We start from the raw sequence: 22,903 nt of genomic DNA, 5'->3' as shown, positions 1-22,903 counted from the left end.
GCTAATGAGATACGCATAGATACACTCGTTGCATTTAATGAACAAGGACTTTAAGCTCCGATGAATACGAAAACTTGGATGTGCCTGATTTGTGGGTGGATCTATGACGAAGCTGTTGGTGTACCAGAAGACGGTATCGCGGCAGGCACGGCCTGGGCCGACGTTCCGATGAACTGGACCTGTCCCGAGTGCGGTGCGCGCAAGGAAGACTTCGAAATGGTTGAAATCTGAAAGCATGGCATAGATAGAGCTACGCGGTCTGCGTCGGTGTTCGGCGCGGCGGGCTTCCAAGTCTCATGAGCAGGAGCGTTTGCAATGGGCCCGAATGGATCTGGTTACAAGGTGCTCGTCATCGACGACAGCAACACCATCCGGCGCAGTGCCGAGATTTTTCTGAAGCAGGGCGGGCACGAGGTTCTTCTGGCGGAAGACGGCTTCGATGCGCTCTCCAAGGTTAACGACCACAAGCCGCATCTGATTTTCTGCGACATCCTGATGCCGCGGCTCGACGGCTATCAGACCTGCGCCATCATCAAGCGCAACGCTCATTTCTCCAATGTCCCCGTCGTCATGCTGTCTTCGAAAGACGGTGTATTCGACAAGGCGCGCGGCCGCATGGTCGGCTCCCAGGACTACCTGACCAAGCCATTCACCAAAGACCAGCTGCTGCAGGCCGTGCAGCAGTTCGGCATCGTTCAACAGGAAGTGCAGTAATGCCCATTCGAAAAATCCTCGTCGTCGACGACTCCAAGACCGAGCTCGTCTTCCTCACCGACCTCCTCCAGAAGAACGGCTTTGCAGTCAAGACCGCCGAGAACGCGGACGACGCCATGCGCCGCCTCGAGGAAGAACACCCCGACCTGATCCTGATGGACGTCGTGATGCCCGGCCAGAACGGCTTCCAGCTCACGCGCGCCATCGCTCGCGACCCGAAGTACGCGTCTATCCCGATCATTCTGTGCACCAGCAAGAACCAGGAAACCGACCGCGTCTGGGGCATGCGCCAGGGCGCCCGCGACTACATCGTGAAGCCGGTCAACGCAGCCGACCTGATGTCCAAGATCAGCGCGCTGAACTGAGCGAAAGCCTGCCCAGTCCATGGCGAATCGCGATGCTCTGAGAGCCTTCCAGTCCCGGCTGGCGAGCCGCCTGCAGGCAGCTCGCACCACCGGCGTGGCCGCCACGTGGCTGGCGGTCGAGGCGGGCGAGGGCAAGTACCTTTTTCCGCTGGGACATGCCGGCGAAATCTTTCCCTGGACGCCGCCGCAGCCCGTGCCCTACACGGAGCCGTGGTTCCTGGGCGTGGCCAACCTGCGCGGCGGCCTCTACGGCGTGGTGCAGCTGTCGGCGTTCGCCTCCGGCGGCCCGGGCACGCAGGCCACCACCGAGGCGGCGCGCATCCAGTCGCGGCTCGTTGCTTTCAACGAGCTGCTCGAAGTCAACTGCGCATTGCTGGTCGACCGACTGGCGGGGTTGCGGGGCGCGGAAGCCTTCACTGCCTCCGAGCCACCCGGCGCAGAAGCACCTGCCTGGCACGGGCATCTGTACACCGACGCGGCAGGAGAGCGCTGGCAGGAAGTCAACCTGCAGGCGCTTTCGCAGCAACCCCAGTTTTTGAGTATTGGTGCGTAGTGCCTCGGCACGCAGCACCCGAAACCACCTGAAGGACCGACCGTGAGCTCGATCGCCGACAAGTTCAAGAAATTACTGCCCGCCAACAGCGGCAACGACAAGGCCCCCGTCGACGGCTCCGGTGCGATATCGCTCGACGATGTCGACACGGTTCAGGTTCCGGACGAAAAGACCGTGAAGCTCGCCAGGAAGAGCGGCGCGGCCGACACCAGCTTCGGCGATGTCGACCTGCCCGGCGGCGGTGACGCCGCCAACGAGCCCGGCGCCGCCGCGCTCGACGCCGTGCCCGACACCGCGGGCGGCCGCGTGGGCGCCGCCCCCGCCAAGCAGCAGCGCATCCTGGCGATCATGCTGGCGGTCGTGGTGCTGTTGCTGCTGCTGGTGGCCGGCTCCGCCATTCTTCGCGCCGAACGCCTCGCGCAGCAGGTGGCCGCCACCGGCCAGGCGCTGATGCAGTCGCAGCGTCTTGCCAAGTCGATCTCGCAGGCCCTCGTGGGCAGCGCCTCGGCGTTCGTCGAAGTCAAGGACAGCGCCGACGACCTCTCGCGTCGCGTGCAGGGCCTGACCAACGGCGACGAATCGCTGCGCCTGGAGCGCGTGGGCAACCAGTACGACGAGGAGATGAACAAGATCAATCCTCTCGTCACCCGCGCCGACACCAGCGCCAAGGCCGTGCTGGCCCAGCGCCAGATCCTGACGCAGGTGGGCGCCGCTTTGCGCGACATCAACCAGCAGTCGTCCACGCTGCTCGAAATGACGGAAACCGTCGCGTCGCTGAAGATGCAGCAGAACGCCACGCTGCCTGAAATCTCGGCCGCCGGCCAGCTCGTGATGCTGACCCAGCGCATCGGCAAGTCGACCAACGAATTCTTCACGGTCGAGGGCGTGAACCCCGACGCCGTGTTCCTGCTCGGCAAGGACTTGAACACCTTCCAGGAAACCACGCGCGGCCTGCTCGACGGCAATGCGCAACAGCGCTTCCCCGGCTCGAAAGACCCGCAGACGCGCCAGCAGCTCGAGGCCATCCTGAAGACCTACGAACAGATGCGCACGCAGGCTTCCGCCATTCTGGGCAACCTGCAGGGCCTGGTGGCGGCGCGCGAAGCGCAGGCTTCCATCCTGACCGACAGCGAGCCGCTGCGTAAGTCGCTCGGCGACCTGCAGGACAAGCTCTCGGCCCGCACCGGCCTGGGCGCCGGCACCATCGTGCTGCTGTTCGTGCTGTCGCTGGCCGCCCTGGCACTGGCCGGCGCCATCGGTTTCGTGCAGGTGCGCGAAGGCCGCGAACGCGCCGCCGTCGCCGAACGCGAGCGTCTGGCCGCCGAGCAGGCTTCGGAAGAGGCCGGCCGCGTGAACAACGCCAACCAGGCCGCCATTCTTCGGCTGATGAACGAACTGCAGACAGTGGCCGAAGGCGACCTGACGCAGGAAGCCACCGTGACCGAGGACATCACCGGCGCCATCGCCGACTCGGTGAACTACACGGTGGAAGAACTGCGTCTGCTGGTGGGTAACGTGCAGAACACGGCGACCCGCGTGGCGCAGACGACGTCGCAGGTGGAAAGCACCTCGACCGAGCTGCTGGCCGCCTCGACCGAGCAGCTGCGCGAGATTCGCGAAACCGGCCAGTCGGTGCTGACCATGGCCGAGCGAATCAACGGCGTGTCTTCCCAGGCGCAAGAGTCCGCCACGGTGGCGCGCCAGTCGCTGCAAGCCGCATCGTCGGGCCTGCAGGCCGTGCAGAACGCCATCGGCGGCATGAATTCCATCCGCGACCAGATCCAGGAAACCTCCAAGCGGATCAAGCGCCTGGGCGAATCGTCGCAGGAGATCGGTGAAATCACCGAGCTGATCTCGGACATTACCGAACAGACCAACGTGCTGGCCCTGAACGCCGCCATCCAGGCCGCGTCCGCCGGTGAAGCCGGCCGAGGCTTCTCGGTGGTGGCGGAAGAAGTTCAGCGACTGGCCGAACGCTCCGCGGACGCCACGCGCCAGATCTCGGCGCTGGTGAAGGCCATTCAGACCGACACGCAGGACGCGGTGGGCGCCATGGAGCGCTCCACGCAGGGTGTGGTCGAAGGGGCCAAGCTGTCCGACAACGCGGGTACCGCGCTGTCCGAGATCGACCGCGTGTCGCGCCGCCTCGCCGACCTGATCGAGCAGATTTCGCAATCCGCCTCCCGCGAAGCCGATTCGGCCAACGTGGTGGCCGCGAACATCCAGCACATCTTTGCGGTGACGGAGCAGACCGGAGAAGGTACGCGTACCACGGCCCAGCAGGTGCGCGAACTCTCGCAGATGGCCGAAGAACTGCGCCGCTCGGTAGCCCGTTTCAAGATTGCGTGATGACGCTCTCCCCCAGCCTTCGCGCACTTCGTGTCGCTTCGCCAACCCCCTTCCGGGGGCAACACCAGCGGCCCGGCAAAGCCGGTTCCGCGGTGTTACTTGAAGTGGCCGCGATGGCTTTGTGCATTCAGGGCGCGCAGCGCCCATCGGAAAACTGACAGCTAAAGAACGGCGAGCACCCAACGTGTCGATTCAAACCCCTGCCACGGCCCCCCTCGCCGGCAACGTGCCGGCCACCGAAGACCTCGGGCCGCTGGCCTGGGTGCTGGGAGAAATCCAGAAATCCCTCGACGGTGTCGGCAAGTCGTTGCGGCGCTTCGTGCGCGACGTGGGCACGGCCGCGGAGCCCGACAGCGGGTCGCTGCAGACGGCCCGCCAGCAACTGCACCAGGCCGTCGGCGCGCTGCAGATGGTGGGGCATGCGTCGCCCGCGCTGGTGCTCGGCGCCATCGAGTTCGCGGTGCAGGGCTTCATTGCCGATCCGCAGCGCTGCACCGAAGCGGCGGTTCACAAGATCGAGCGCGCCGGCTTCGCCGTCACCGATTTCCTCAACGCCCTGCTGGCCGGCAAGCCCGTGTCGTCGGTGGCGCTGTTTCCGCAGTACCGCGACGTGCTGGAGCTGGTCGGCAACGAGCGCGTGCATCCGGCCGACCTGTGGGGCACCGCATGGCGCTGGGTCGAGATCAAGCCCGCGCTCACGCAGGCCGCCGTCGCCTACGACCCGGCCGTGCGCTCGCGGCTCGACCGCGAGGTGCTGCAACTGGTCAAGACCGGCGACACGCAGGCCGCGCGCCGCCTGCACGGGCTGTGTTTGGGGCTCGGACGTGGCGCGCTGCTGCCCCGCGTCGCCAGCTTCTGGACGCTGGCCGCCGGCTTCTTCGAAGCGCTCTCGCTGGGCCTGATTCCGGCTGATGCGTACGTCAAGCGCGCCGCCTCGCGCGTGCTGCTGCAATACGCCACGCTGGCGCGCGGCGACAGCCTGGTGTCCGACCGCCTCGGGCAAGACCTGCTGTTCTTCTGCGCCCAGGCCGTGCCCACCGCGCGCGACGAAGCGCCCACGCTGCGCACCGTGCGCAACGCCTGGGGCATCGCCAACGAACCGCATGTCGACTACACCGTCGAGCAGTTCGGCCGCTTCGATCCGCTGGTGCTCTCGCAGGCCCGCAAGCGCATCGAGACCGCCAAGGAAATGTGGTCGGCGCTCTCGGGCGGCGACGTCTCGCGCACGCGCCAGGTGGCCGACACCTTCGCGAACCTCGGCGAGTCGCTGCAGAAGCTGCATCCGCCGAGCCTGCCGATGGTGCAGGCGCTGACCCACGCGGTCGAGGCCTCGTTGCGCTCCGGCCAGCCGCCCGACACCGAACTGGCGATGGAAGTCGCCACCTCGGTGCTCTACCTGGAAGCCGCGCTCGAAGACCTCGACCCGAGCGACCCCCAGCTCACTGCCCGCACGCTGCAACTGGCCGGCCGCATCGAACGCGTGCAGGGCGGTGGCCATTCCGAGCCGCTCGAGCCGTGGATGGAAGACCTCTACCGCCGCGTGAGCGATCGCCAGACCATGGGCACCGTGGTCGACGAGCTGCGCAGCCACCTGAGCGAGCTCGAGAAGTCGCTCGACCAGTACTTCCGCCGGCCGGCCGAAAAAGGCCTGCTGCGCACCGTGCCGACGCAGCTCATGCAGATGCGCGGCGTGTTCTCGGTGCTCGGCCTCGACCAGGCCGCGCACACCGTGCAGCGCATGCGCGACGACGTCGAGGCGATGCTCGTCAGCACTTCGCCGGCAGAGGAAATGGCCGGCTTCGACGCGCTGGGCAACAACCTTGGCGCGCTCGGCTTCCTGATCGACATGCTGGGCTACCAGCCCGCGCTGGCCAAGCGACTGTTCGTGTTCGACGCCGAGGCGGGCGAGCTCAAGCCGCTGATGGGCCGTCAGGCCACCGACAGCTCGGCCGCCGACGGCGCCGCCGCGGGCCAGGCCCCGGCTGCGGAAGCCGTGCTGAGCATCGAAGAAGTCGACGCACAGATTGCCTCGAAGCTGGCCGCGCTGGCCACGCCCAACCGCAAGGCCAAGGTTTCGCCGATCGAGGAATTCAGCAACAAGGCCGACAGCTGGACGAACAAGATCGCCGGCCCGTCCGCGTTGCCCGACACCGAAGTCACCGAGCTCGAAGAAGACGACCTGCAGAACATCTTCCTCGACGAGGCACGCGAGGTGGTGCAGAACGGCCTGGAGGCCATTGCCGAACTCGCCAGCTACCCGGACGACACCGAAGAACTCACCATCCTGCGCCGCGCGTTCCACACGCTCAAGGGCAGCTCGCGCATGGTCGGCCTCACCGAATTCGGCGACGCCGCCTGGTCGCTGGAGCAGGTGCTCAACACCTGGCTGGCCGACCAGCGCGCGGCCACGCCCGAGCTGCTGTCCGGCACCGAAAGAACCCTGCGCGAATTCAGCGAATGGGTCGAGGCCATTGCCGCCGGCCAGCCACACTCGTGGCAGGCCGCGTCGTTCAGCCGCGTGGCCAACGCGCTGCTGGCGGGCGAACCCGTGCCGCCGCCAGTGCGCGTGGCCGATGCCGAGGCCCTGGCGGTCGCCGCGCGCCACATCGCCGCGGAGACGCCCGTGGCCGCCCCGGCCGTGGCGCCGCTGCCGATGCCTGCGCTTCCGGATCTGCCCGACCTGTCGCTCACGCCGGAGCCCGTGTCGCATGTGGAGCCCGTCGCGCATGTGGCGCCCGAGCCCGTGCCGGAGCCCGCCCTCGAGCCGCTCGACTGGCATGCACCCGCGCAGTCTCCGGAGGTCGACGACGACTTCGCATCGACCGACTTCATCGACTTCGAATCGAAGCAGAACACCGAGCCAGCACCGCTGCTGAGCCTGCCCAGCGGCGACGAGTTCGACTTCCTCGCGCCCGCGAAGACGCAGGCACGCGCCGAGCCCGAGCCGGTTGTGCCGCCGGCCGCCGAGCCCGAAGTGCCGGCCGAGCCCGTGGCCAGCGTCGAGACCGAATCGCCCGCGGCGACCAGCCTGCCCGACTTCGTCTGGGAGCCTGAACCCGAGCCCGAGCCCGTGCCTGTGCCTGCCCAGGCCCAAGAGCCCGAAGTCATCGAGGCCGCGCGGCCGCCGCACGAAGAAGAGCCAAAGCCGGAACTGCAACTGGCAGCCGAGCCCGAACAGGCGCCCGAGGCCGCCGCCGAACCGGAGCCGGAGCCCGCTCCCGCCGCCATCGAAGCCGCGCCCGAGCCTGAGCCCGAACCCGCGCCGGTCATCGCCGAAGTGCTCGCGCCCATCGTCGAGGCGCCCGCCGCGCCCGTCGAAGCGCAGATCCTCGTCGCCGACGAAGTGCCGGAGCCCGTCGAGGCCCACGCGCCCGCGCAGCCGCCGCACCAGGCGGTCGAGGAAATCGCGGTGTCCTCCAGCGCCGAAGACCAGGTCAAGGTGATCGGTCCGCTGCGCATCGGCATCGCGCTCTACAACGTCTACCTCAACGAAGCCGACGAATGGTCGCGCCAACTGGCGACCGATGTCGGCGAATGGGCGCTCGAATCGCACGAGCGCCTGCCCGACTCGACCGTCGCGCTGGCCCATTCGCTGGCCGGCAGCTCGGCCACGGTCGGCTTCCACAGCCTGTCGGGCATGGCCCGCCTGTTCGAATCCGCGCTGCAGCACCTGCAGATGCAGGGCAGCGGCTCGCGCGAGCAGGGCATGGTGCTGGTGGCCGCGGCCGACGAGCTGCGCCGCCTGCTGCACCAGTTCGCGGTCGGCTTCCTGCGCGACCCGGCCGAAGGCACGCTGCAGGCGCTGCGCGACATCGCCAATTCGCCGATGCCCACCGAAATCGCCATGCGCGCCGAAGCCCGGCCGCTGCAGCAGGTGGTGTCCAGCGACAGCATTGCCGACGTGGCGCTCGACGACTCCGAAGACGCCATCGACCTGGCCGACGCGGTCGACGTCGACCTGTTCCCCATCTTCGAGGAAGAGGCCGCGGAACTGCTGCCCCAGCTGGGCGAATCGCTGCGCCAGTGGGCGCACCACCCTGACGACAGCGCGCCGCGCGCCGCGGTGCTGCGCACGCTGCACACGCTCAAGGGCAGCGCGCGCCTTGCCGGCGCCATGCGCCTGGGCGAGCGCGCGCACCGCATGGAGTCCGAGATCGAACTCCTGGGCTCGCAAGGCGCCGAGCGTGCCGACATCGAAAAGCTGCTCGGCCGCCTCGACGCGCTGCAGGCCACCTTCGACGCGCTGCGCGCGGCCGACGACGCCACGCAGGTCGAGCTGGCCCAGCTCGTGGCGAGCGCCAGCGCTTCCGCGCCGGCCGCCCAGCTGGTGCAGGTCGCGCCCGAAGCCGGCGTGCCGGCCAACGATGAAAGCGCCGCGCCCGTTGCTGGCGACGAAGACGGCGAGACCGCCGACGACATCGCTGCGGCCGCTCCCGCCACGGCATCCGCGCTGCAACCGCGCCCTGCGCCCGCGCTGCTCGCACCGCTGCGGGCCGTGTCGAGCCAGGCCGTGCGCATCCGCACCCAGCTGCTCGACCGCCTGGTCGCGCAGACCGGCGAGGTCATCATCACGCGTTCGCGCCTGGAGGCTGAACTGGGCCAGCTGCGCGGCTCGCTCGCCGACCTGACGGGCAACCTGGACCGCCTGCGCCAGCAGCTGCGCGACATCGAAGTGCAGGCCGAAAGCCAGATGCAGTCGCGCCTGGCGCAAGCCAAGGACTCGCAGCAGAGCTTCGACCCGCTGGAGTTCGACCGCTTCACCCGCGTGCAGGAACTCACCCGCATGATGGCCGAGTCGGTGAACGACGTGGCCACCGTGCAGCGCACGCTGCAGAAGACGGTGCAGGCGACGGAAGACGACCTCAGCGTGCAGGCGCGCCAGACGCGCGAACTGCAGCGCGGCCTGCTGCGCACGCGCATGGTGGAGTTCGAAGGCATTTCCGATCGCCTCTACCGCGTGGTGCGCCAGGCCTCCAAGGACACCGGCAAGCAGGTGCGCCTGGACATCGTCGGCGGCTCCATCGAAATGGACCGCGGCGTGCTGGACCGCATGACGCCCGCCTTCGAGCACCTGCTGCGCAACTGCGTGGCCCACGGCATCGAGGACGCGGCGGCGCGCGAGAAGGCCGGCAAGGACGCCAGCGGTCTGATCGTCATCGACCTGCACCATGAAGGCAACGACGTCTCGGTGAGCTTCCGCGACGACGGCGCCGGCCTCGACCGCAAGCGCATCGCCGAGCGCGCCCGCGTGCTGGGCCTGATCGGCGCCGACCAGGAACTGTCGGCCGAGGAGGCCACCGAGCTGATCTTCAAGCCCGGCTTCTCGACGGCGGGGCAGGTTTCCGAACTGGCCGGCCGCGGCATCGGCATGGACGTGGTGCGTGCGCAGATCGCGGCGCTCGGCGGCCGCATCGAAACGCACAGCACGCCCGGCCAGGGCACCACCTTCAAGCTGGTGCTGCCGCTGACCACCGCCGTGACGCACGTGGTGATGCTGCGCGCGGGCGAGGTGTCGATCGGCGTGCCGTCGAACCTGGTGGAACTGGTGCAACGCGTGAGCGGCACCGACCTGGACGCCGCCTACCTGCACAACAGCCATCCCTTCGGCAGCGAACAGGTGCCGTTCTACTGGGCCGGCGCGCTGCTGCAGGCCTCGACCCGCAGCGAGCACGCCGCGGCCAAGAACAACACGCTCGTGGTCGTGCGAAGCGCGGCCCAGCGCGTGGCGCTGCACGTGGACGAAGTGCTGGGCAACCAGGAAGTCGTGGTGAAGAACCTCGGCCCGCAGCTCGCACGGCTGCCCGGCCTGGCCGGCATCTCGGTGCTGGCTTCGGGCGCGGTGGCGCTGATCTACAACCCGGTGGCGCTGGCGGCGGTGCACGGCGAGCAGGCGCGCGAGCGCCAGGCGGCCGCACTGGCCGCGGCACCGGCCCGCGCGGCAGCGGCCGAGGCGGAGCAGGGCGTGCCGCAGGAGCCGGTGGTGCTGGCGCCGGTGACGCCGCAGATCCCGCTGGTGCTGGTGGTGGACGACTCCATCACCGTGCGCCGCGTCACGCAGCGTCTGCTGCAGCGCGAAGGCTACCGGGTGTCGCTCGCGGCCGACGGCCTTCAGGCGCTCGAGCGGCTGCAGCAGGAGCGCCCGGCGGTGGTGCTGTCGGACATCGAGATGCCGCGCATGGACGGCTTCGACCTGGCCCGCAACATCCGCGCCGACAGCGCGCTGGCCGAGCTGCCGATCATCATGATCACCTCGCGCATCGCCGAGAAGCACCGCGACTACGCGCGCACGCTGGGCGTGAACCACTACCTGGGCAAGCCGTATTCGGAAGAAGAGCTGCTGCGCCTGGTGCGTGCGTACACGAGCGAGCCGGCGCTGGTGGCGGCCGCCGCCTGAAGCACGCGCTTCCACGTAAATGAAAAAGGGGCCTCGCGGGGCCCCTTTTTCATTTCTGCAGCGCTTTGGCCCGCGCCACCCCGTAACGCTGCAGCGTCTTTTCGCGCGCCTCGGCGTGGTCGACCACCGGCTTGGGGTACGTTTCGCCCAGCTTGATGCCGGCCGCCTCCAGCTCCACCGGCGATGCCTGCCAGGGCGCGTGAATGGCCGCGTTCGACAGCCCCGCCAGCTGCGGCAGGTAGCGGCGGATGAACTTGCCCTCGGGGTCGAAGCGTTCGCTCTGCGTCACCGGGTTGAAGATGCGGAAATAAGGCTGGGCGTCGCAGCCGCTCGAGCTGGCCCACTGCCAGCCGCCGTTGTTGGACGCCAGCTCGAAGTCGTTCAGGTGCAGCGCGAAGTAGGCCTCGCCGCGCCGCCAGTCCAGCCCCAGGTCCTTGCACAGGAAGCTCGCCACCACCATGCGCAGGCGGTTGTGCATGTAGCCGCTCTGGTTGATCTGCAGCATGGCCGCGTCCACCAGCGGGTAGCCGGTGCGGCCCTGGCACCAGGCCTCGAACAGCTGGTCGGCGTGCTTGCCGTGGTGCCACTGGATCTTGTCGTACTCGGGCCGGAAGCTCTTCGACTCGCCGCCCGTGTGCACGTACGGGAAGTGCGCCAGGATCTGGAAATAGAAGTCGCGCCAGATCAGTTCGCTGAGCCAGGTCGCCGCCCCGGCGTTGCCCTGCAGCGAAAGCTGGTGCGCCAGGCTGGCCATCTGCCGGATCGACACCGTGCCGAAGCGCAGGTGCACGCCCATGTAGCTGGGGCCGCGCACGGCCGGGAAGTTGCGCGCTTCGTCGTAGCGGTCGATGCGCTCGAAGAAGTCTTCGAACAGCGTGCCGGCGCCGCGGGTGCCGGTCGGTATTTCCAGCGTCGACAGGTTGCTCTTCTCGAAGCCGAGTTCGCCCAGCGAGGGCATCGGCTCGCGGTAGGCCTCGGGCGGCGGCACCAGCGCGTCGGCATGGCTGCGCACCGGGTACGACTTGAGGAAGAACGAGTCGACCTTGGCCAGCCAGGCCCGCTTGTAGGGCGTGAACACCGTGTAGGGCTGGCCGGTCTTGGTCATGACCTCGTCGCGGTCGAAGACGGTGGAGTCCTTGTAGGTGTGGAAGGTCACGCCCGCATTGGCCAGCGCGCCGAACACCTTGGCGTCGCGCTCCAGCGCGTCGGGCTCGTCGTCGCGGTTGGCGAACACGGCCTGCACATCGAGGTCATGGGCCAGCGCGGGGATCTCCTGTGCCGCCAGGCCGTGCCGCACGATCAGCGCGCCGCCCAGCGCGCGCAGCTCGGCTTCGAGCTCCAGCAGGGATTCGCGGATGAACTCCACCCGCCGGTCGACCGTGGGCAGCGGGTCCAGGATCGCCTTGTCGAACACGAATACGCAGACCACCTGGCGGCAGGCCCGCAGTGCGCGATAGAGGGCGGCGTTGTCGTCCACGCGCAGGTCGCGGCGGAACCACATGAGCCCTTTGGGATAGGTCTTGTCGACGGCCAGTAAAATCGGAGGCATATGGCTGCCGATTCTGCCCCGATGAACCTCACGCATCACTTTTTGATAGCGATGCCCGGGATGGAAGACAAAACTTTCAACCGCAGCGTCGTGTACCTCTGCGAACACAGCGAGCGCGGCGCGCTCGGGCTGGTGATCAACAAACCCAGCGACATCAACCTCAAGGTGCTGTTCGAGAAGATCGAGCTTCACCTGGCCCGCCCCGAGCTGGGCGAGGCCCCCGTCTTCCAGGGCGGCCCGGTGCAGACCGAGCGCGGCTTCGTGCTGCACGAGCCGGTCTTCACCCAGGCCGAGAAGCCCGAGGAATCGGTCTATGCCTCGACCATGACCATCCCCGGCGGGCTCGAGATGACCACCTCCAAGGACGTGCTGGAGGCCCTGGCCACCGGCGCCGGCCCGCGCAAGGTGCTGGTCTCGCTGGGCTATTCGGCCTGGGGCGAGGGCCAGCTCGAGTCGGAGCTGGCCGAGAACAGCTGGCTCACCGTCGGCGCCGACCCGGCCGTGATCTTCGACACCCCGGTCGACCAGCGCTACGACAAGGCGCTGCTGCTGCTGGGCCTGGAGGCCTGGAAGCTCTCGCCGCACGCGGGTCACGCCTGAGCGCCGTCATGCCAGACGCTCCTGCTCCCGCCGCTTCCGCTTCTTCTTCCGTTCCTGCCGCCGTTCCCGCCCATTTCCAGACCTTCCTGGCCTTCGACTACGGCCTGAAGCGCACCGGCGTGGCCAGCGGCAACCGGCTGCTGGGCACCGCCACCCCGCAAGCGACCATCAAGGCCGAAGGCGCCGACGCCCGCTTTGCGCAGGTCGAGGCGCGCATCAAGGAATGGCAGCCCGACGCGCTGGTGGTCGGCGTGCCCTATCACCCCGACGGCGCTCCGCACGAGAACACCCGCCGCGCGCAGAAGTTCGCGCGCCAGATGCGCGGCCGTTTCAATCTCCAGGTGTTCGAGGTCGACGAGCGCTACAGCACCACCGAGGCCCTGTCGTCAGGCGCCCGCGATGCCGACGCTGCTTCCGCCTGCATCATCCTGGAGCAATTCCTCAGGAGTCTCACGTGAGTTCAATTCCCGATGCCGAAGCGCTCTACACGAAGCTGCTGGCCGGCGTAAAGACGCTGATGCGCCCCGAAACGAAGCTGGTCGGCATCACCTCCGGTGGCGCCTGGCTGGTCGAGCGGCTGCAGAAAGACCTGGGCCTGCCCGGCGCGCCGGGCGTCATTTCGTCGGCCATGCATCGCGACGATTTCGCGCGGCGCGGCCTGTCGGCCAGCGCGCAGACCGCGCTGCCCTTCGACGTGAACGGCACCGACGTGCTGCTGCTCGACGACGTGCTCTACACCGGCCGCACCATCCGCGCGGTGCTCAACGAGCTGTTCGACTTCGGACGCCCGGCCTGCGTGCGCCTCGCGGTGCTGGTGGACCGTGGCGGGCGCGAGCTGCCGGTGGCCGCGGACTTCGCCGCCACCACGCTCACCCTGCCTGCGACCCAGCTGCTGGCACTGGCGCGAGCCGACAGCGGCGCATTCAGCCTCAAGGTGGAGGAAAGCAAGTAATGCTCTACAAGCGAAACCCCCAGCTCAACAAGCACGGCGAGCTGATCCACCTGCTGTCGATCGAGGGCCTGCCCAAGGACATCGTCACGCACATCCTCGACACGGCCGCCAACTTCACGAGCGTGAGCGACCGCGAGGTGAAGAAGGTGCCGCTCTTGCGCGGCAAGAGCGTGTTCAACCTGTTCTTCGAGAACAGCACGCGCACCCGCACCACCTTCGAGATCGCGGCCAAGCGCCTGTCGGCCGACGTCATCAACCTCGACATCGCGCGCTCCTCGGCCACCAAGGGCGAGTCGCTGCTTGACACCATCGCCAACCTGAGCGCGATGGCGGCCGACCTGTTCGTGGTGCGCCACAGCGAGTCGGGCGCGCCGTACCTGATCGCGCAGCACGTCGCGCCGCATGTGCACGTGGTGAACGCCGGCGACGGCCGCCATGCGCATCCGACGCAGGGGCTGCTCGACATGTACACGATCCGCCACTACAAGAAAGACTTCTCGAACCTCACGGTCGCGATCGTCGGCGACGTGCTGCATTCGCGCGTGGCGCGCTCCGACATCCATGCGCTCACCACGCTGGGCTGCGCCGAGGTGCGCGTGGTCGGCCCCAAGACGCTGGTGCCCGCCGACATGGCCGGCATGGGCGTGCGCGTGTTCCACACGCTCGAAGAAGGCATCAAGGACTGCGACGTCGTCATCATGCTGCGCCTGCAGAACGAACGCATGAGCGGCGCGCTGCTGCCGTCGTCGCAGGAGTTCTTCAAGACCTTCGGCCTCACGCCGGAGAAGCTGCAACTGGCCAAGCCCGACGCCATCGTGATGCACCCGGGTCCGATCAACCGCGGCGTGGAGATCGACTCCGCGGTGGTCGACGGCAAGCAAAGCGTGATCCTTCCGCAGGTCACCTTCGGCATCGCCGTGCGGATGGCCGTCATGAGCATCGTCGCAGGTAACGAAGCATGAGCACACTCGTCATCACCAACGGCCGCGTCGTCGACCCCGCTTCGCGCACCGACAAGAAGGCCGACATCGCCATCGCCGACGGAAAGATCGCCGGCATCGGCGGCGGCATTCCCGCCGGCTTCAAGGCCGAACGCACCATCGACGCCACGGGCTGCCTCGTCGTGCCGGGCCTCGTGGACCTGGCCGCGCGGCTGCGCGAGCCCGGCTACGAGCACGAAGGCATGCTCGAAAGCGAAATGGCCGCGGCCATTGCCGGCGGCGTGACCAGCCTCGTGTGCCCGCCCGACACCGACCCGGTGCTCGACGAGCCCGGCCTGGTGGAAATGCTCAAGTTCCGCGCCGAGAAGCTGCAGGGCGCGCGCCTGTTCCCGCTGGGTGCGCTCACGCGCGGCCTGGCTGGCGGCGTGCTGACCGAGATGGCCGAACTCACCGAGGCCGGCTGCATCGGCTTCGGCCAGGCCGAGGTGCCGCTGACCGACACGCAGGTGCTGCAGCGCGCGCTGTCCTACGCCAGCACCTTCGGCTACACCGTGTGGCTGCGCCCGCAGGACCGCGACCTGGGCAAGGGCGTCGCCGCCAGCGGCCCGCTGGCCACGCGGCTCGGCCTTGCCGGCGTGCCGGTGTCGGCGGAGACCATTGCCATCTTCACCATCGTCGAGCTGATGAAAGCCACCGGTGCCCGCGTGCACCTGTGCCGCATTTCCAGCGCGCGCGGCGTGGCGCTGGTGCGCGAGGCCAAGGCGCAGGGGCTGCCGTTGACCTGCGACGTCAGCATCAACTCGCTGCACCTGGCCGACACCGACATCGGCTACTTCGACAGCCGCGCCCGCCTGAATCCGCCGCTGCGCCAGCAGGGCGACCGTGACGCGCTCTCGGCCGCGCTGGCCGACGGCACCATCGACGCGCTGGTGTCCGACCACACGCCGGTCGAGGCCGACGCCAAGACACTGCCCTTCGCCGAAGCCGAGGCCGGCGCCACCGGGCTCGAACTGCTGCTGCCGCTCGCGCTGCTGTGGAGCGAGCGCAGCGGCGCCGGCATCGCGCGGGCCATCGAGGTCGTGACCTCGGCGCCCGCGCGGCTGCTGGCCGCGGCCGACGCGGGCACCGGCATCGGCCGCCTCGTAGAAGGCGGCGTGGCCGACCTGTGCATCGTCGACCCGGCGCTCGAATGGCAGGTGCGGCCCGAAGCGCTCAAGAGCCAGGGCAAGCACACGCCGTTCGCCGGTTATCCGATGCAGGGCCGCGCGCGCCATACGCTGGTCGCGGGCCGCGTGGTCCACGGTTGATACCGTTCCCCCGGAAAAGCCACAACAAGAAGAGGCGCACGTCCAGATGCTTCATTCCCTGAAGGCCTGCTCGCGTTTGCTGCACGCGGTGGGGCACGCGCTGGTGGGTTGGTGGACCATCCGCCGCAAGTTCCCAAGTCTTCCGCAGGAAGAGCGCAACGCGCGCGTGCAGGCGTGGTCCAGGCGCATGCTGCAGATCATGGGCATCACGCTCAAGGTGCAGGGCACGCCGCCTGCCGCGGGGCCGGTGCTGCTCATCTGCAATCACCTGTCGTGGCTCGACATCACCTGCCTGCATGCGGCGCGCCATGTGCGCTTCGTGTCGAAGTCGGACGTCAAGAACTGGCCGCTGATCGGCACGCTTTCCACCGGTTCCGGCACGCTCTACATCGAGCGTGAACGCCGCCGAGACGCGTTGCGCGTGGTGCATCACATGACCGAGGCGCTGCGCGGTGGCGACCTGATCGGCGTGTTCCCCGAAGGCACCACCAGCGACGGGCGCGGCCTGTTGCCGTTCCATGCCAACCTGCTGCAGGCGGCCATATCGTCGGGCGCGCCGGTGCTGCCTGCCGCGCTGCGCTTTGCCGATGCCGCCACCGGCGAGACCAGCCAGGCGCCGCGCTACATCGACGACGACAACCTGCTCGCCTCGCTGTGGAACACGCTGCGCGCGCCGCCGCTCCTGGCCATCGTGCGCTTCGGCGAGCCGCAGGACTCGCACGGCCGCGACCGCCGCGAATGGGCGCTGTCGCTGCATGAAGACGTGCAGCAGCTGCGTCGCGAGACCCACTGAGCCGGCTGCCGGGAGAGACACAAAAAAAGCGCTCCCTGGGGAGCGCTTAACGGCGCGGATGCGCCGTGAGGAGGAACCTTCTCTAGAGCAATCGGAGATTGGATTCCTGGATCAGAGAATGCCGAAGACCTTCAGGCCGATGATCACGATCAAGGGCACGCCGCAAAGCCAGAGGATGATGCTTTTCATGATTCTTCAGGTCTCCAGTGAACAGGTAAGACTGAAGGTTCGCCGCTGCGGCGGCCGGCGCATGCGGGAGAAAGCTAGACAAGCGCGTGGGCGCGTGCCTACAGATCTTTCGGCTCGCTCTTCGGCGCCGCGCCGGCTCCCCGCTTCGGCCTGAAGTCGCCGGGTTGCCGGTTGGTCCAGCGCTTGAAGGCCTGGCGGAAATTGGACCCGTCGCTGAACCCCAGCCGGGCCGCGATTTCTTCCTGCGTCAGGTCCGTGTCGCGCAGGTAGGCAATGGCCTGGTCCATCAGCACGTTCGAGCGCAGTCCGCGAAAAGACGTGCCGGCTTCCTTGAGCTTGCGGTGCAGCGTGCGCGGATTCATGTCCAGCTCGTTCGCGATTTCATCGACGGCGAGCGCGGGCTTTTCCGGGCGCTGTGCCGAGAGCAGTTCGCGCACGCGCGCCTCGATGCCGCCCCGGGTCGAGAGCTTCTTCAGCAGCACCTCGCAGCCGGCGCGCACCATCGCCATGCTGATCGCGTTGGCGTTGGGCAGCTCGCACTCGAGCAGGGCCGGGTCGAAATGGAAGCCGTCGTGCGGCTGGCCGAAGAGTATGGGGCAGCCGAAGAAATGCTCGTAGAGCGAAGCGTGCGCGGGGGCGTCGTAGCGCAGCGAAATCGCGAGCGCCTTGAAGCCGGGGCCGAAGGCGATCTCGGACATCCTGTAGCCCATGCACAGGGCGAACTCCATGCTCATCTGGTATTCGGTGCTGCGCGGGTCCGAGACCAGCAGCGGGGTGTAGGTCCACCAGGCGTTTGCGTCGACCTCGTGGAAATCGAAGGCGACCATCGGTCCCAGCACCCACTGGTACTTGACCACGAACTCGGCCAGCTCCCGATAGGTGCGCGCGCTGGTCATGCCCAGGCCCCAGACACCCAGCGAAGCAAGGCTGACGCGCCGGCCCGCCTCGAACGCCGCTTCAGGCCCCGGCGAGAGCGCCACCGCGTTGCGAAGAATGGTCTGCATCTGCGCATACGAGACCTTTCTCGAATACGACAGCAGCTCGCTTTCGTCGAGGCCGGTGCCGCGCAGCAGCTCCGAGGCCGAGGCGCCGCTCTGGGTCAGCGCCATCACGCAGGCAGCCGTGCCATGCATGGGATAGCAGCGGTCTTCAGTCGGGGCAACCAGATTGCGACGGGTTCCGAACCTCATGGGCGCCTGTGCGGTTTCGCTGTTGGATGGACGACCCCGATTAAAGAAGACTTCGGATGCGCGCGCTCGATTCTCGAATGCAAGAAATCACACTCTTGCGTCCAATTGCGATGAATTGGCGCCAAAGGTAATCATTGTTTGTTAACGCGTAGTTAACTTCAGACCGCTTCGCCGGTCGGCACGAAGCCGAGCCTGCGCGAGATTTCGAGCGCGCAAGCTTTGAGCGGCACCGCCACGCGGCCGTTCCAGTCGCTGTCGAAGGTGGCTTCCGGGCCCATGGCCGTGATGCCCAGCACCAGGTTGTTGGTCGAGTCGAACACCGGCGCGCAGAAGGCGTCGATGCCCGGAATCGGCTGGCCCAGCGTGCGCGACATGCCGTGCAGGCGGGTTTCGACCAGCAGCGCCTCGATCTGCGAGTGCGACAGCTCCGTGGTGGAGCCGCGCCCGTCGGCCGGGCGGGTGCGCGCCAGGTCTTCCAGCATCATCTTCTCGACCACCTTGGGCGGCAGGTAGGCCGCGAACAGCCGCCCCGTGGCCGTGTAGGCCAGCGACATGACGGTGCCGGTGCGCAGGTTCACGTGCAGCGGGTGGATCGGTTCTTCCAGCCGCACCACGGTCGGGCCGAAATTGCCCCACACGGCGACCGCGATGCTCTGCTCGGTTTCAGAGGCCAGCGCCTCGATGAGCGGCGAGGCCTCGCGGATCGGGTCGAGCCGTTGCAGCTTGGCCAGCCCCAGTTGCAAGGCCAGCGGCCCCAGCTCGTAGCGGCCCGCGCCGTCCTGAACGACGAAGCCGACCTTCAGAAAACTGACGAGGTAGGGGTGCGCCTTGCCGACAGGCACGCCCGCGGCCTTGCCCAGGTCGCGCAGCGCCATCGGCGCCACGTGCCGACCCAGCGCCACGAGCAGCTGCGTTCCGATTTCGACTGACTGAATGCCACGTCTTGGCTTTTCCATGGGGCGCCCGGCGTGGGGAATGAGGGTGGGGGCGAGTATATCCATCAGGGTTTCTACTGATATTGTCACAGCCAATCGATGATGACTGATCATCTGATAGTAACTAAACGACTTGACCATATCAACTTCGCTACCTAAACTCCGCCGCAACTTAAGTCGTACTCAAACAGGCGAAACAGGCAGAGATGGAACAGAACACTTTTGAATGCGACGTGCTCGTCGTCGGCAGCGGCGCTTCGGGCATGTCCACCGCCATCACGGCGGCTTCGCAGGGGCTGAAGGTGCTGGTGGTCGACAAGGAGCCGCGCTTCGGCGGCACCACCGCGCGTTCGGGCGGCTGGCTGTGGATTCCGGGCACGCGCCTGGCCACGGAGCAGGGCATCCACGAACCGGAAGGCGCAGCGCTCGCCTACATGAAGCACGAGACCACCACGCACTTCGATGCGGCGCGCGTCGGTGCCTTCCTCGACATGGGGCCCAAGGCCATCGACTTCTTCACGCGCAACACCTGCGTGCAGTTCGACATGCCGGCCGTGTTCCCCGACTACCACGCCGAGGCGCCCGGCGGCCAGCAGGGCGGCCGCTCGATGGTCACGCGCCCGTTCGACGGCCGCGAGCTGGGCAAGCGCGTCAAGCAACTGGCGCCGCCGCTGCCCGAGCTGACCGTGTTCGGGATGATGTTGGGCTCGGGCCCCGAGATCAAACACTTCATGCGGGCCTTCAAGTCGCCCACCTCGTTCTGGTACGTGACCAAGCGGCTGACCCGCCACTTCTTCGACGTGCTGGGCCACGGCCGCGGCATGACGCTGACCAACGGCAATGCGCTGGCCGGCCGCCTGGCCAAGGCCGCGATGGACCTGGACATTCCCGTGTGGCTCTCGTCGCCGGTGAAGAAGCTCGTGGTCGAGTACGACGGCGTCTCCGGCGCGGTGGTGCAGCACGAAGGCAAGACCGTACGAGTCGTCGCCAAGCGCGGCGTGGTGCTGGCTTGCGGCGGCTTCCCCTACGACGTGGAGCGCCGCAAGCAGTTGTTCCCGCACGCGCCCACCGGCAAGGAGCACTACTCGCCTTCGCCTTCCACCAACACCGGCGACGGCCTGCGCCTGGCCGAAGCCGTGGGCGGCCGCGTCGACGGCACCATTCCGCACGCCGCCGCGTGGGTGCCGGCTTCGGTCACCACGCGCCCCGACGGCACCAAGGGCGTGATGCCGCACTTCATCGACCGCGCCAAGCCCGGCGTGATCGCGGTCACGCCCAAGGGCAAGCGCTTTGCCAACGAAGGCAACTCGTACCACGACTTCGTGCAGGCAATGGTCAAGGCCTGCGAGGGAGAGCCCGAAGTCACGGCCTGGCTGCTGTGCGACCACAAGGCGCTGCGCAACTACGGCCTGGGCTGCGTCGCGCCGTCGCCGCTGCCCATCGGCCGCCACCTGAAGAGCGGCTACCTCAAGCGCGGCGCCACCGTCGGCGAGCTGGCCCGGCAGATCGGCATTGCGCCGGCCGTGCTCGAAGCCACCGTGCAGGAATTCAACAAGGGCGCCAGCACCGGCGACGACCCCGCCTTCGGCAAGGGCAGCAAGGCCTACAACCGCTACCAGGGCGACGCCAACGTCACGCCCAACCCGTGCGTCGCGCCGCTGGAGCACGGCCCTTACTACGCCATCAAGCTGGTGATCGGCGACATCGGCACCTTCGCCGGCCTCGTCACCGACGAGAAGACCCGCGTGCTCGACGCCAACCGCCAGCCGATCAAGGGCCTGTACGCCGTCGGCAACGACGCGGCCAGCGTGATGGGCGGCAACTACCCCGGCGCCGGCATCACGCTCGGCCCGGCGCTGACCTTCGGCTACGTGGCGGGCCTGCAGCTCGCGCAGGCCGAAGCCGCCGCGGCGGTGCAACTGAAGGTCGAACAGCGCGAAGCCGTGCCGGTGAGCCGCAAGGCCTGAGTTTTTCCAGCAGCCAGCCAGTCAACGCATCCGCATTCCACACATACACAGAAGGAGACACCGATGGCCTTTCCCTCCAACGTCGCGCCGCGCCTGCTCGAAGGCCGCCTCGCCCTCGTTACCGGTGCCGGCCAGGGCAACGGCCGCGCGCTCGCGCTCGGCCTGGCGCAGGCCGGCGCCCGCGTGGTCGTGACCGACATGAACGAAGCCACCGTCAACGAGACCGCGCAGCTGGTGCGCAATGAAGGCGGCCAGGCCTGGTCCTTCGTGCTCGACGTGACCGCGCCAGAGGCCTGCCATGCGCTCGCCGAGCGCGTGGCCAAGGAAATCGGCAACGTCGACCTGCTGGTCAACAACGCCGGCATCATCATTCGCGAGAACACCAGCAGCCCGAACGCCGCGGCCAACTGGAAGAAGACCATCGACGTGAACGTGCACGGCACCTTCAACACCACGCTGGCCTTCATTCCGGTGCTCAAGCAGACCCGGGGCTCGATCATCAACATCGCCTCCATCGCCGCCTACGCGGGGCAGGGCGCGAGCCTGGGCTACTCGCCGTCCAAGGGCGCCATCAAGATGCTGACGCAATCGCTCGCGCAGGAACTGGCGCCTGCCGGCGTGCGCGTCAACGCGCTCGCGCCCGGCGTCATCGAGACGCCCATGACCGCCGCCACGCGCGACAACCCGCAGCGCCTCGAGTCCTTCATGACGCGCATTCCCATGGGCCGCGTCGGCCAGACCGAAGACCTCGTCGGCCCGGTGATCTTCCTGGCCAGCGACATGTCGCGCTACGTCACCGGCATCGTGCTGCCGGTGGACGGCGGCTTCCTCGCCGTCTGAGCCGCCTGCAATTTCCTACCGCTTCCTCGTCCGTCAATCCATCAGGAGACAAAGAATGAAAACCCTCCGTCTGTACAAGACCCTGCTCGCCACGGCCGCGTTCGCTGCCTTCACCGCCGGTGCTTCGGCGCAAGACATCAAGCTGGGCTACAACGGCGACCTGTCGGCCTCGCCCTCGGCGCAGAGCGGCCAGGCCGCGGTGCTGGGCATGGAAGCGGCCATTGCCGACATCAACGCCGCCGGCGGCGTGCTGGGCAAGAAGCTCGCGCTGGTCACGCGCGACGACGTGTCGGCACCGCCCAAGTCGATCCAGAACATGAGCGACCTGATCGACAACGAGAAGGTGGTCGCCGTGTTCGGCCCCACCAACTCGGGCAACGCGATGGCCTGGAAGCACATCGCCAACCAGAAGAAGATTCCGGTGCTGGGCAACGTGGGCTCGGGCACCGACATCACCAAGCCCATGAGCCCCGGCGCCGACAACTACATGTTCCGCGTGTCGATGGTCGACCGCGAGCAGGTCGCGGCGCTCATGGCCTACGTGAAGAAGAACACCGCCGGCTCCAAGGTGGTGGGCCTGATGGCCGAGACCACCGGCTACGGCCAGGGCGGCCTGAAGGACATGGAAGAGATCGCCAAGCTGCAGGACATCAAGATCGCGGCCACCGAGCGCTTCGGCGTCGGCGACACCGACATGACCTCGCAGCTGAGCAAGATGAAGGCCGCCAACGTCGACACCGTGGTGGTGTGGGCGCAGGGCACGCCCATCGCGCAGCTGGTGCGCAGCATGGAGAAGATCAACTACTTCCCGCTGACGCTCACCTCCTGGGCCGCCGACAACATCACCTTCTACGACGCGGCCGGCAAGGCGCTGGCGGAGAAGCCGATCTTCATGCGCACCGTGAGCGAGACGCGCACGCCCGCGCAGCAGAAGCTGTTCGACCGCATCGGCACGAAGCTGAAGGCACCGGGCTCGTTCTCTTTCGCGCTGCACGGCTATGACTCGATGCAGCTGCTGGCCCAGGCCATGAAGCAGGCCAACAGCACCGACGGCGCGGCAGTGCGCGCCGCGCTCGAAGACCTGAAGACGCCGGTGCAAGGCGTGCTCAAGACCTACGAGAAGCCTTTCAGCAAGACCAACCACGAAGCCCTGACCGCCAAGGACCTGGTCTGGATCCGCTGGAAGGACGGCAAGCTGCTGCCCTACAACGACGCGCTGATCGACGGCCTGAAGCCGGCCGACTTCAAGCAGTAAGCAAAGCAAG

Annotated in this window: 18 protein-coding genes; 15 read left to right on the top strand and 3 right to left on the bottom strand. The window is 67.9% G+C overall.

Annotated elements, in window-relative coordinates; genetic code table 11:
- Positions 1–60: 60 nt before the first annotated feature.
- The 6 genes from L3V85_RS29100 (at position 61) to L3V85_RS29075 (ending at position 10,375) form a co-directional block, all read left to right on the top strand.
- On the top strand, positions 61–231 hold the full coding sequence (locus tag L3V85_RS29100; RefSeq protein WP_007838397.1) for a rubredoxin: 171 nt from the start codon (positions 61–63) through the stop codon (positions 229–231).
- 84 nt (positions 232–315) lie between these two features.
- Complete coding sequence (locus tag L3V85_RS29095; RefSeq protein WP_021012487.1) at positions 316–714, top strand: response regulator; 399 nt, start codon at positions 316–318, stop codon at positions 712–714.
- A complete protein-coding gene (locus tag L3V85_RS29090; RefSeq protein ID WP_237676106.1) occupies positions 714–1,079 on the top strand; it encodes a response regulator in 366 nt (121 codons plus the stop codon). The genes L3V85_RS29095 and L3V85_RS29090 overlap by 1 nt, the downstream gene beginning before the upstream one ends.
- Positions 1,080–1,098: 19 nt before the next feature.
- Positions 1,099–1,632, top strand: a complete 534-nt coding sequence (locus tag L3V85_RS29085) for a chemotaxis protein CheW (protein WP_237676105.1) — start codon at positions 1,099–1,101, stop codon at positions 1,630–1,632.
- 42 nt (positions 1,633–1,674) lie between these two features.
- Positions 1,675–3,981: a methyl-accepting chemotaxis protein gene (locus L3V85_RS29080; RefSeq protein WP_237676104.1), complete on the top strand. Its 2,307-nt coding sequence runs from the start codon at positions 1,675–1,677 to the stop codon at positions 3,979–3,981.
- Positions 3,982–4,165: 184 nt separating this feature from the next.
- Positions 4,166–10,375, top strand: a complete 6,210-nt coding sequence (locus L3V85_RS29075) for an Hpt domain-containing protein (RefSeq protein WP_237676103.1) — start codon at positions 4,166–4,168, stop codon at positions 10,373–10,375.
- Positions 10,376–10,424: 49 nt separating this feature from the next.
- Here L3V85_RS29075 and L3V85_RS29070 read toward each other — a convergent pair whose 3' ends face one another.
- Positions 10,425–11,924 carry a cryptochrome/photolyase family protein gene (locus L3V85_RS29070; protein ID WP_237676102.1) on the bottom strand — a complete coding sequence of 500 codons (1,500 nt, stop codon included), beginning with the start codon at positions 11,922–11,924 and terminating at the stop codon, positions 10,425–10,427.
- Here L3V85_RS29070 and L3V85_RS29065 point away from each other — a divergent pair, their 5' ends adjacent.
- The 6 genes from L3V85_RS29065 to L3V85_RS29040 are packed head-to-tail and all read left to right on the top strand — an operon-like array spanning position 11,925 to position 16,517.
- A complete protein-coding gene (locus L3V85_RS29065; RefSeq protein ID WP_237676101.1) occupies positions 11,925–12,524 on the top strand; it encodes a YqgE/AlgH family protein in 600 nt (199 codons plus the stop codon).
- 8 nt (positions 12,525–12,532) lie between these two features.
- On the top strand, positions 12,533–12,982 hold the full coding sequence (ruvX, locus tag L3V85_RS29060) for a Holliday junction resolvase RuvX (RefSeq protein WP_237676100.1): 450 nt from the start codon (positions 12,533–12,535) through the stop codon (positions 12,980–12,982).
- Positions 12,979–13,476, top strand: coding sequence for a bifunctional pyr operon transcriptional regulator/uracil phosphoribosyltransferase PyrR (gene pyrR, locus L3V85_RS29055; RefSeq protein ID WP_237676099.1), 498 nt, complete (start codon positions 12,979–12,981; stop codon positions 13,474–13,476). Before ruvX ends, pyrR begins: the two co-directional genes overlap by 4 nt.
- Positions 13,476–14,438: an aspartate carbamoyltransferase catalytic subunit gene (locus tag L3V85_RS29050; protein WP_237676098.1), complete on the top strand. Its 963-nt coding sequence runs from the start codon at positions 13,476–13,478 to the stop codon at positions 14,436–14,438. The genes pyrR and L3V85_RS29050 overlap by 1 nt, the downstream gene beginning before the upstream one ends.
- Positions 14,435–15,724: a dihydroorotase gene (locus tag L3V85_RS29045; RefSeq protein ID WP_237676097.1), complete on the top strand. Its 1,290-nt coding sequence runs from the start codon at positions 14,435–14,437 to the stop codon at positions 15,722–15,724. The genes L3V85_RS29050 and L3V85_RS29045 overlap by 4 nt, the downstream gene beginning before the upstream one ends.
- Positions 15,725–15,770: 46 nt before the next feature.
- Positions 15,771–16,517, top strand: a complete 747-nt coding sequence (locus L3V85_RS29040) for a lysophospholipid acyltransferase family protein (RefSeq protein ID WP_237676096.1) — start codon at positions 15,771–15,773, stop codon at positions 16,515–16,517.
- A gap of 287 nt (positions 16,518–16,804) precedes the next feature.
- Here the strand turns inward: L3V85_RS29040 and L3V85_RS29035 are convergent, their stop codons facing one another.
- Complete coding sequence (locus L3V85_RS29035) at positions 16,805–17,839, bottom strand: AraC family transcriptional regulator (RefSeq protein WP_237676095.1); 1,035 nt, start codon at positions 17,837–17,839, stop codon at positions 16,805–16,807.
- Positions 17,840–18,054: 215 nt separating this feature from the next.
- Positions 18,055–18,852 (bottom strand): IclR family transcriptional regulator, encoded by a 798-nt coding sequence (locus L3V85_RS29030; RefSeq protein WP_237676094.1) that lies wholly within the window; start codon positions 18,850–18,852, stop codon positions 18,055–18,057.
- 185 nt (positions 18,853–19,037) lie between these two features.
- Here L3V85_RS29030 and L3V85_RS29025 point away from each other — a divergent pair, with 185 nt between their 5' ends.
- The 3 genes from L3V85_RS29025 (at position 19,038) to L3V85_RS29015 (ending at position 22,893) form a co-directional block, all read left to right on the top strand.
- Entirely contained in the window at positions 19,038–20,798 is a 1,761-nt protein-coding gene (locus tag L3V85_RS29025; protein WP_237676093.1) for an FAD-dependent oxidoreductase, read from the top strand.
- 63 nt (positions 20,799–20,861) lie between these two features.
- A complete protein-coding gene (locus tag L3V85_RS29020; RefSeq protein ID WP_237676092.1) occupies positions 20,862–21,638 on the top strand; it encodes an SDR family NAD(P)-dependent oxidoreductase in 777 nt (258 codons plus the stop codon).
- A gap of 55 nt (positions 21,639–21,693) precedes the next feature.
- Complete coding sequence (locus L3V85_RS29015; RefSeq protein WP_237676091.1) at positions 21,694–22,893, top strand: ABC transporter substrate-binding protein; 1,200 nt, start codon at positions 21,694–21,696, stop codon at positions 22,891–22,893.
- The last annotated feature ends 10 nt before the right edge of the window (positions 22,894–22,903 follow it).

Origin of the sequence: Variovorax paradoxus (assembly GCF_022009635.1) — a bacterium.
Lineage (GTDB): Bacteria > Pseudomonadota > Gammaproteobacteria > Burkholderiales > Burkholderiaceae_C > Variovorax.
This window is presented reverse-complemented; position numbering and strand designations above follow the sequence as displayed.

Bases quoted from the DNA above. Each gene is read 5' to 3' on its own strand.
- L3V85_RS29015 (WP_237676091.1), top strand. From the start codon at position 21,694: ATGAAAACCCTCCGTCTGTACAAGACCCTGCTCGCCACGGCCGCGTTC.
- L3V85_RS29045 (WP_237676097.1), top strand. From the start codon at position 14,435: ATGAGCACACTCGTCATCACCAACGGCCGCGTCGTCGACCCCGCTTCG.
- ruvX (WP_237676100.1), top strand. From the start codon at position 12,533: ATGCCAGACGCTCCTGCTCCCGCCGCTTCCGCTTCTTCTTCCGTTCCT.
- L3V85_RS29095 (WP_021012487.1), top strand. From the start codon at position 316: ATGGGCCCGAATGGATCTGGTTACAAGGTGCTCGTCATCGACGACAGC.
- L3V85_RS29025 (WP_237676093.1), top strand. From the start codon at position 19,038: ATGGAACAGAACACTTTTGAATGCGACGTGCTCGTCGTCGGCAGCGGC.
- L3V85_RS29090 (WP_237676106.1), top strand. From the start codon at position 714: ATGCCCATTCGAAAAATCCTCGTCGTCGACGACTCCAAGACCGAGCTC.
- L3V85_RS29035 (WP_237676095.1), bottom strand. From the start codon at position 17,839: ATGCATGGCACGGCTGCCTGCGTGATGGCGCTGACCCAGAGCGGCGCC.
- L3V85_RS29030 (WP_237676094.1), bottom strand. From the start codon at position 18,852: ATGGAAAAGCCAAGACGTGGCATTCAGTCAGTCGAAATCGGAACGCAG.
- L3V85_RS29085 (WP_237676105.1), top strand. From the start codon at position 1,099: ATGGCGAATCGCGATGCTCTGAGAGCCTTCCAGTCCCGGCTGGCGAGC.
- L3V85_RS29020 (WP_237676092.1), top strand. From the start codon at position 20,862: ATGGCCTTTCCCTCCAACGTCGCGCCGCGCCTGCTCGAAGGCCGCCTC.
- L3V85_RS29065 (WP_237676101.1), top strand. From the start codon at position 11,925: ATGGCTGCCGATTCTGCCCCGATGAACCTCACGCATCACTTTTTGATA.
- L3V85_RS29100 (WP_007838397.1), top strand. From the start codon at position 61: ATGAATACGAAAACTTGGATGTGCCTGATTTGTGGGTGGATCTATGAC.
- L3V85_RS29040 (WP_237676096.1), top strand. From the start codon at position 15,771: ATGCTTCATTCCCTGAAGGCCTGCTCGCGTTTGCTGCACGCGGTGGGG.
- L3V85_RS29050 (WP_237676098.1), top strand. From the start codon at position 13,476: ATGCTCTACAAGCGAAACCCCCAGCTCAACAAGCACGGCGAGCTGATC.
- L3V85_RS29070 (WP_237676102.1), bottom strand. From the start codon at position 11,924: ATGCCTCCGATTTTACTGGCCGTCGACAAGACCTATCCCAAAGGGCTC.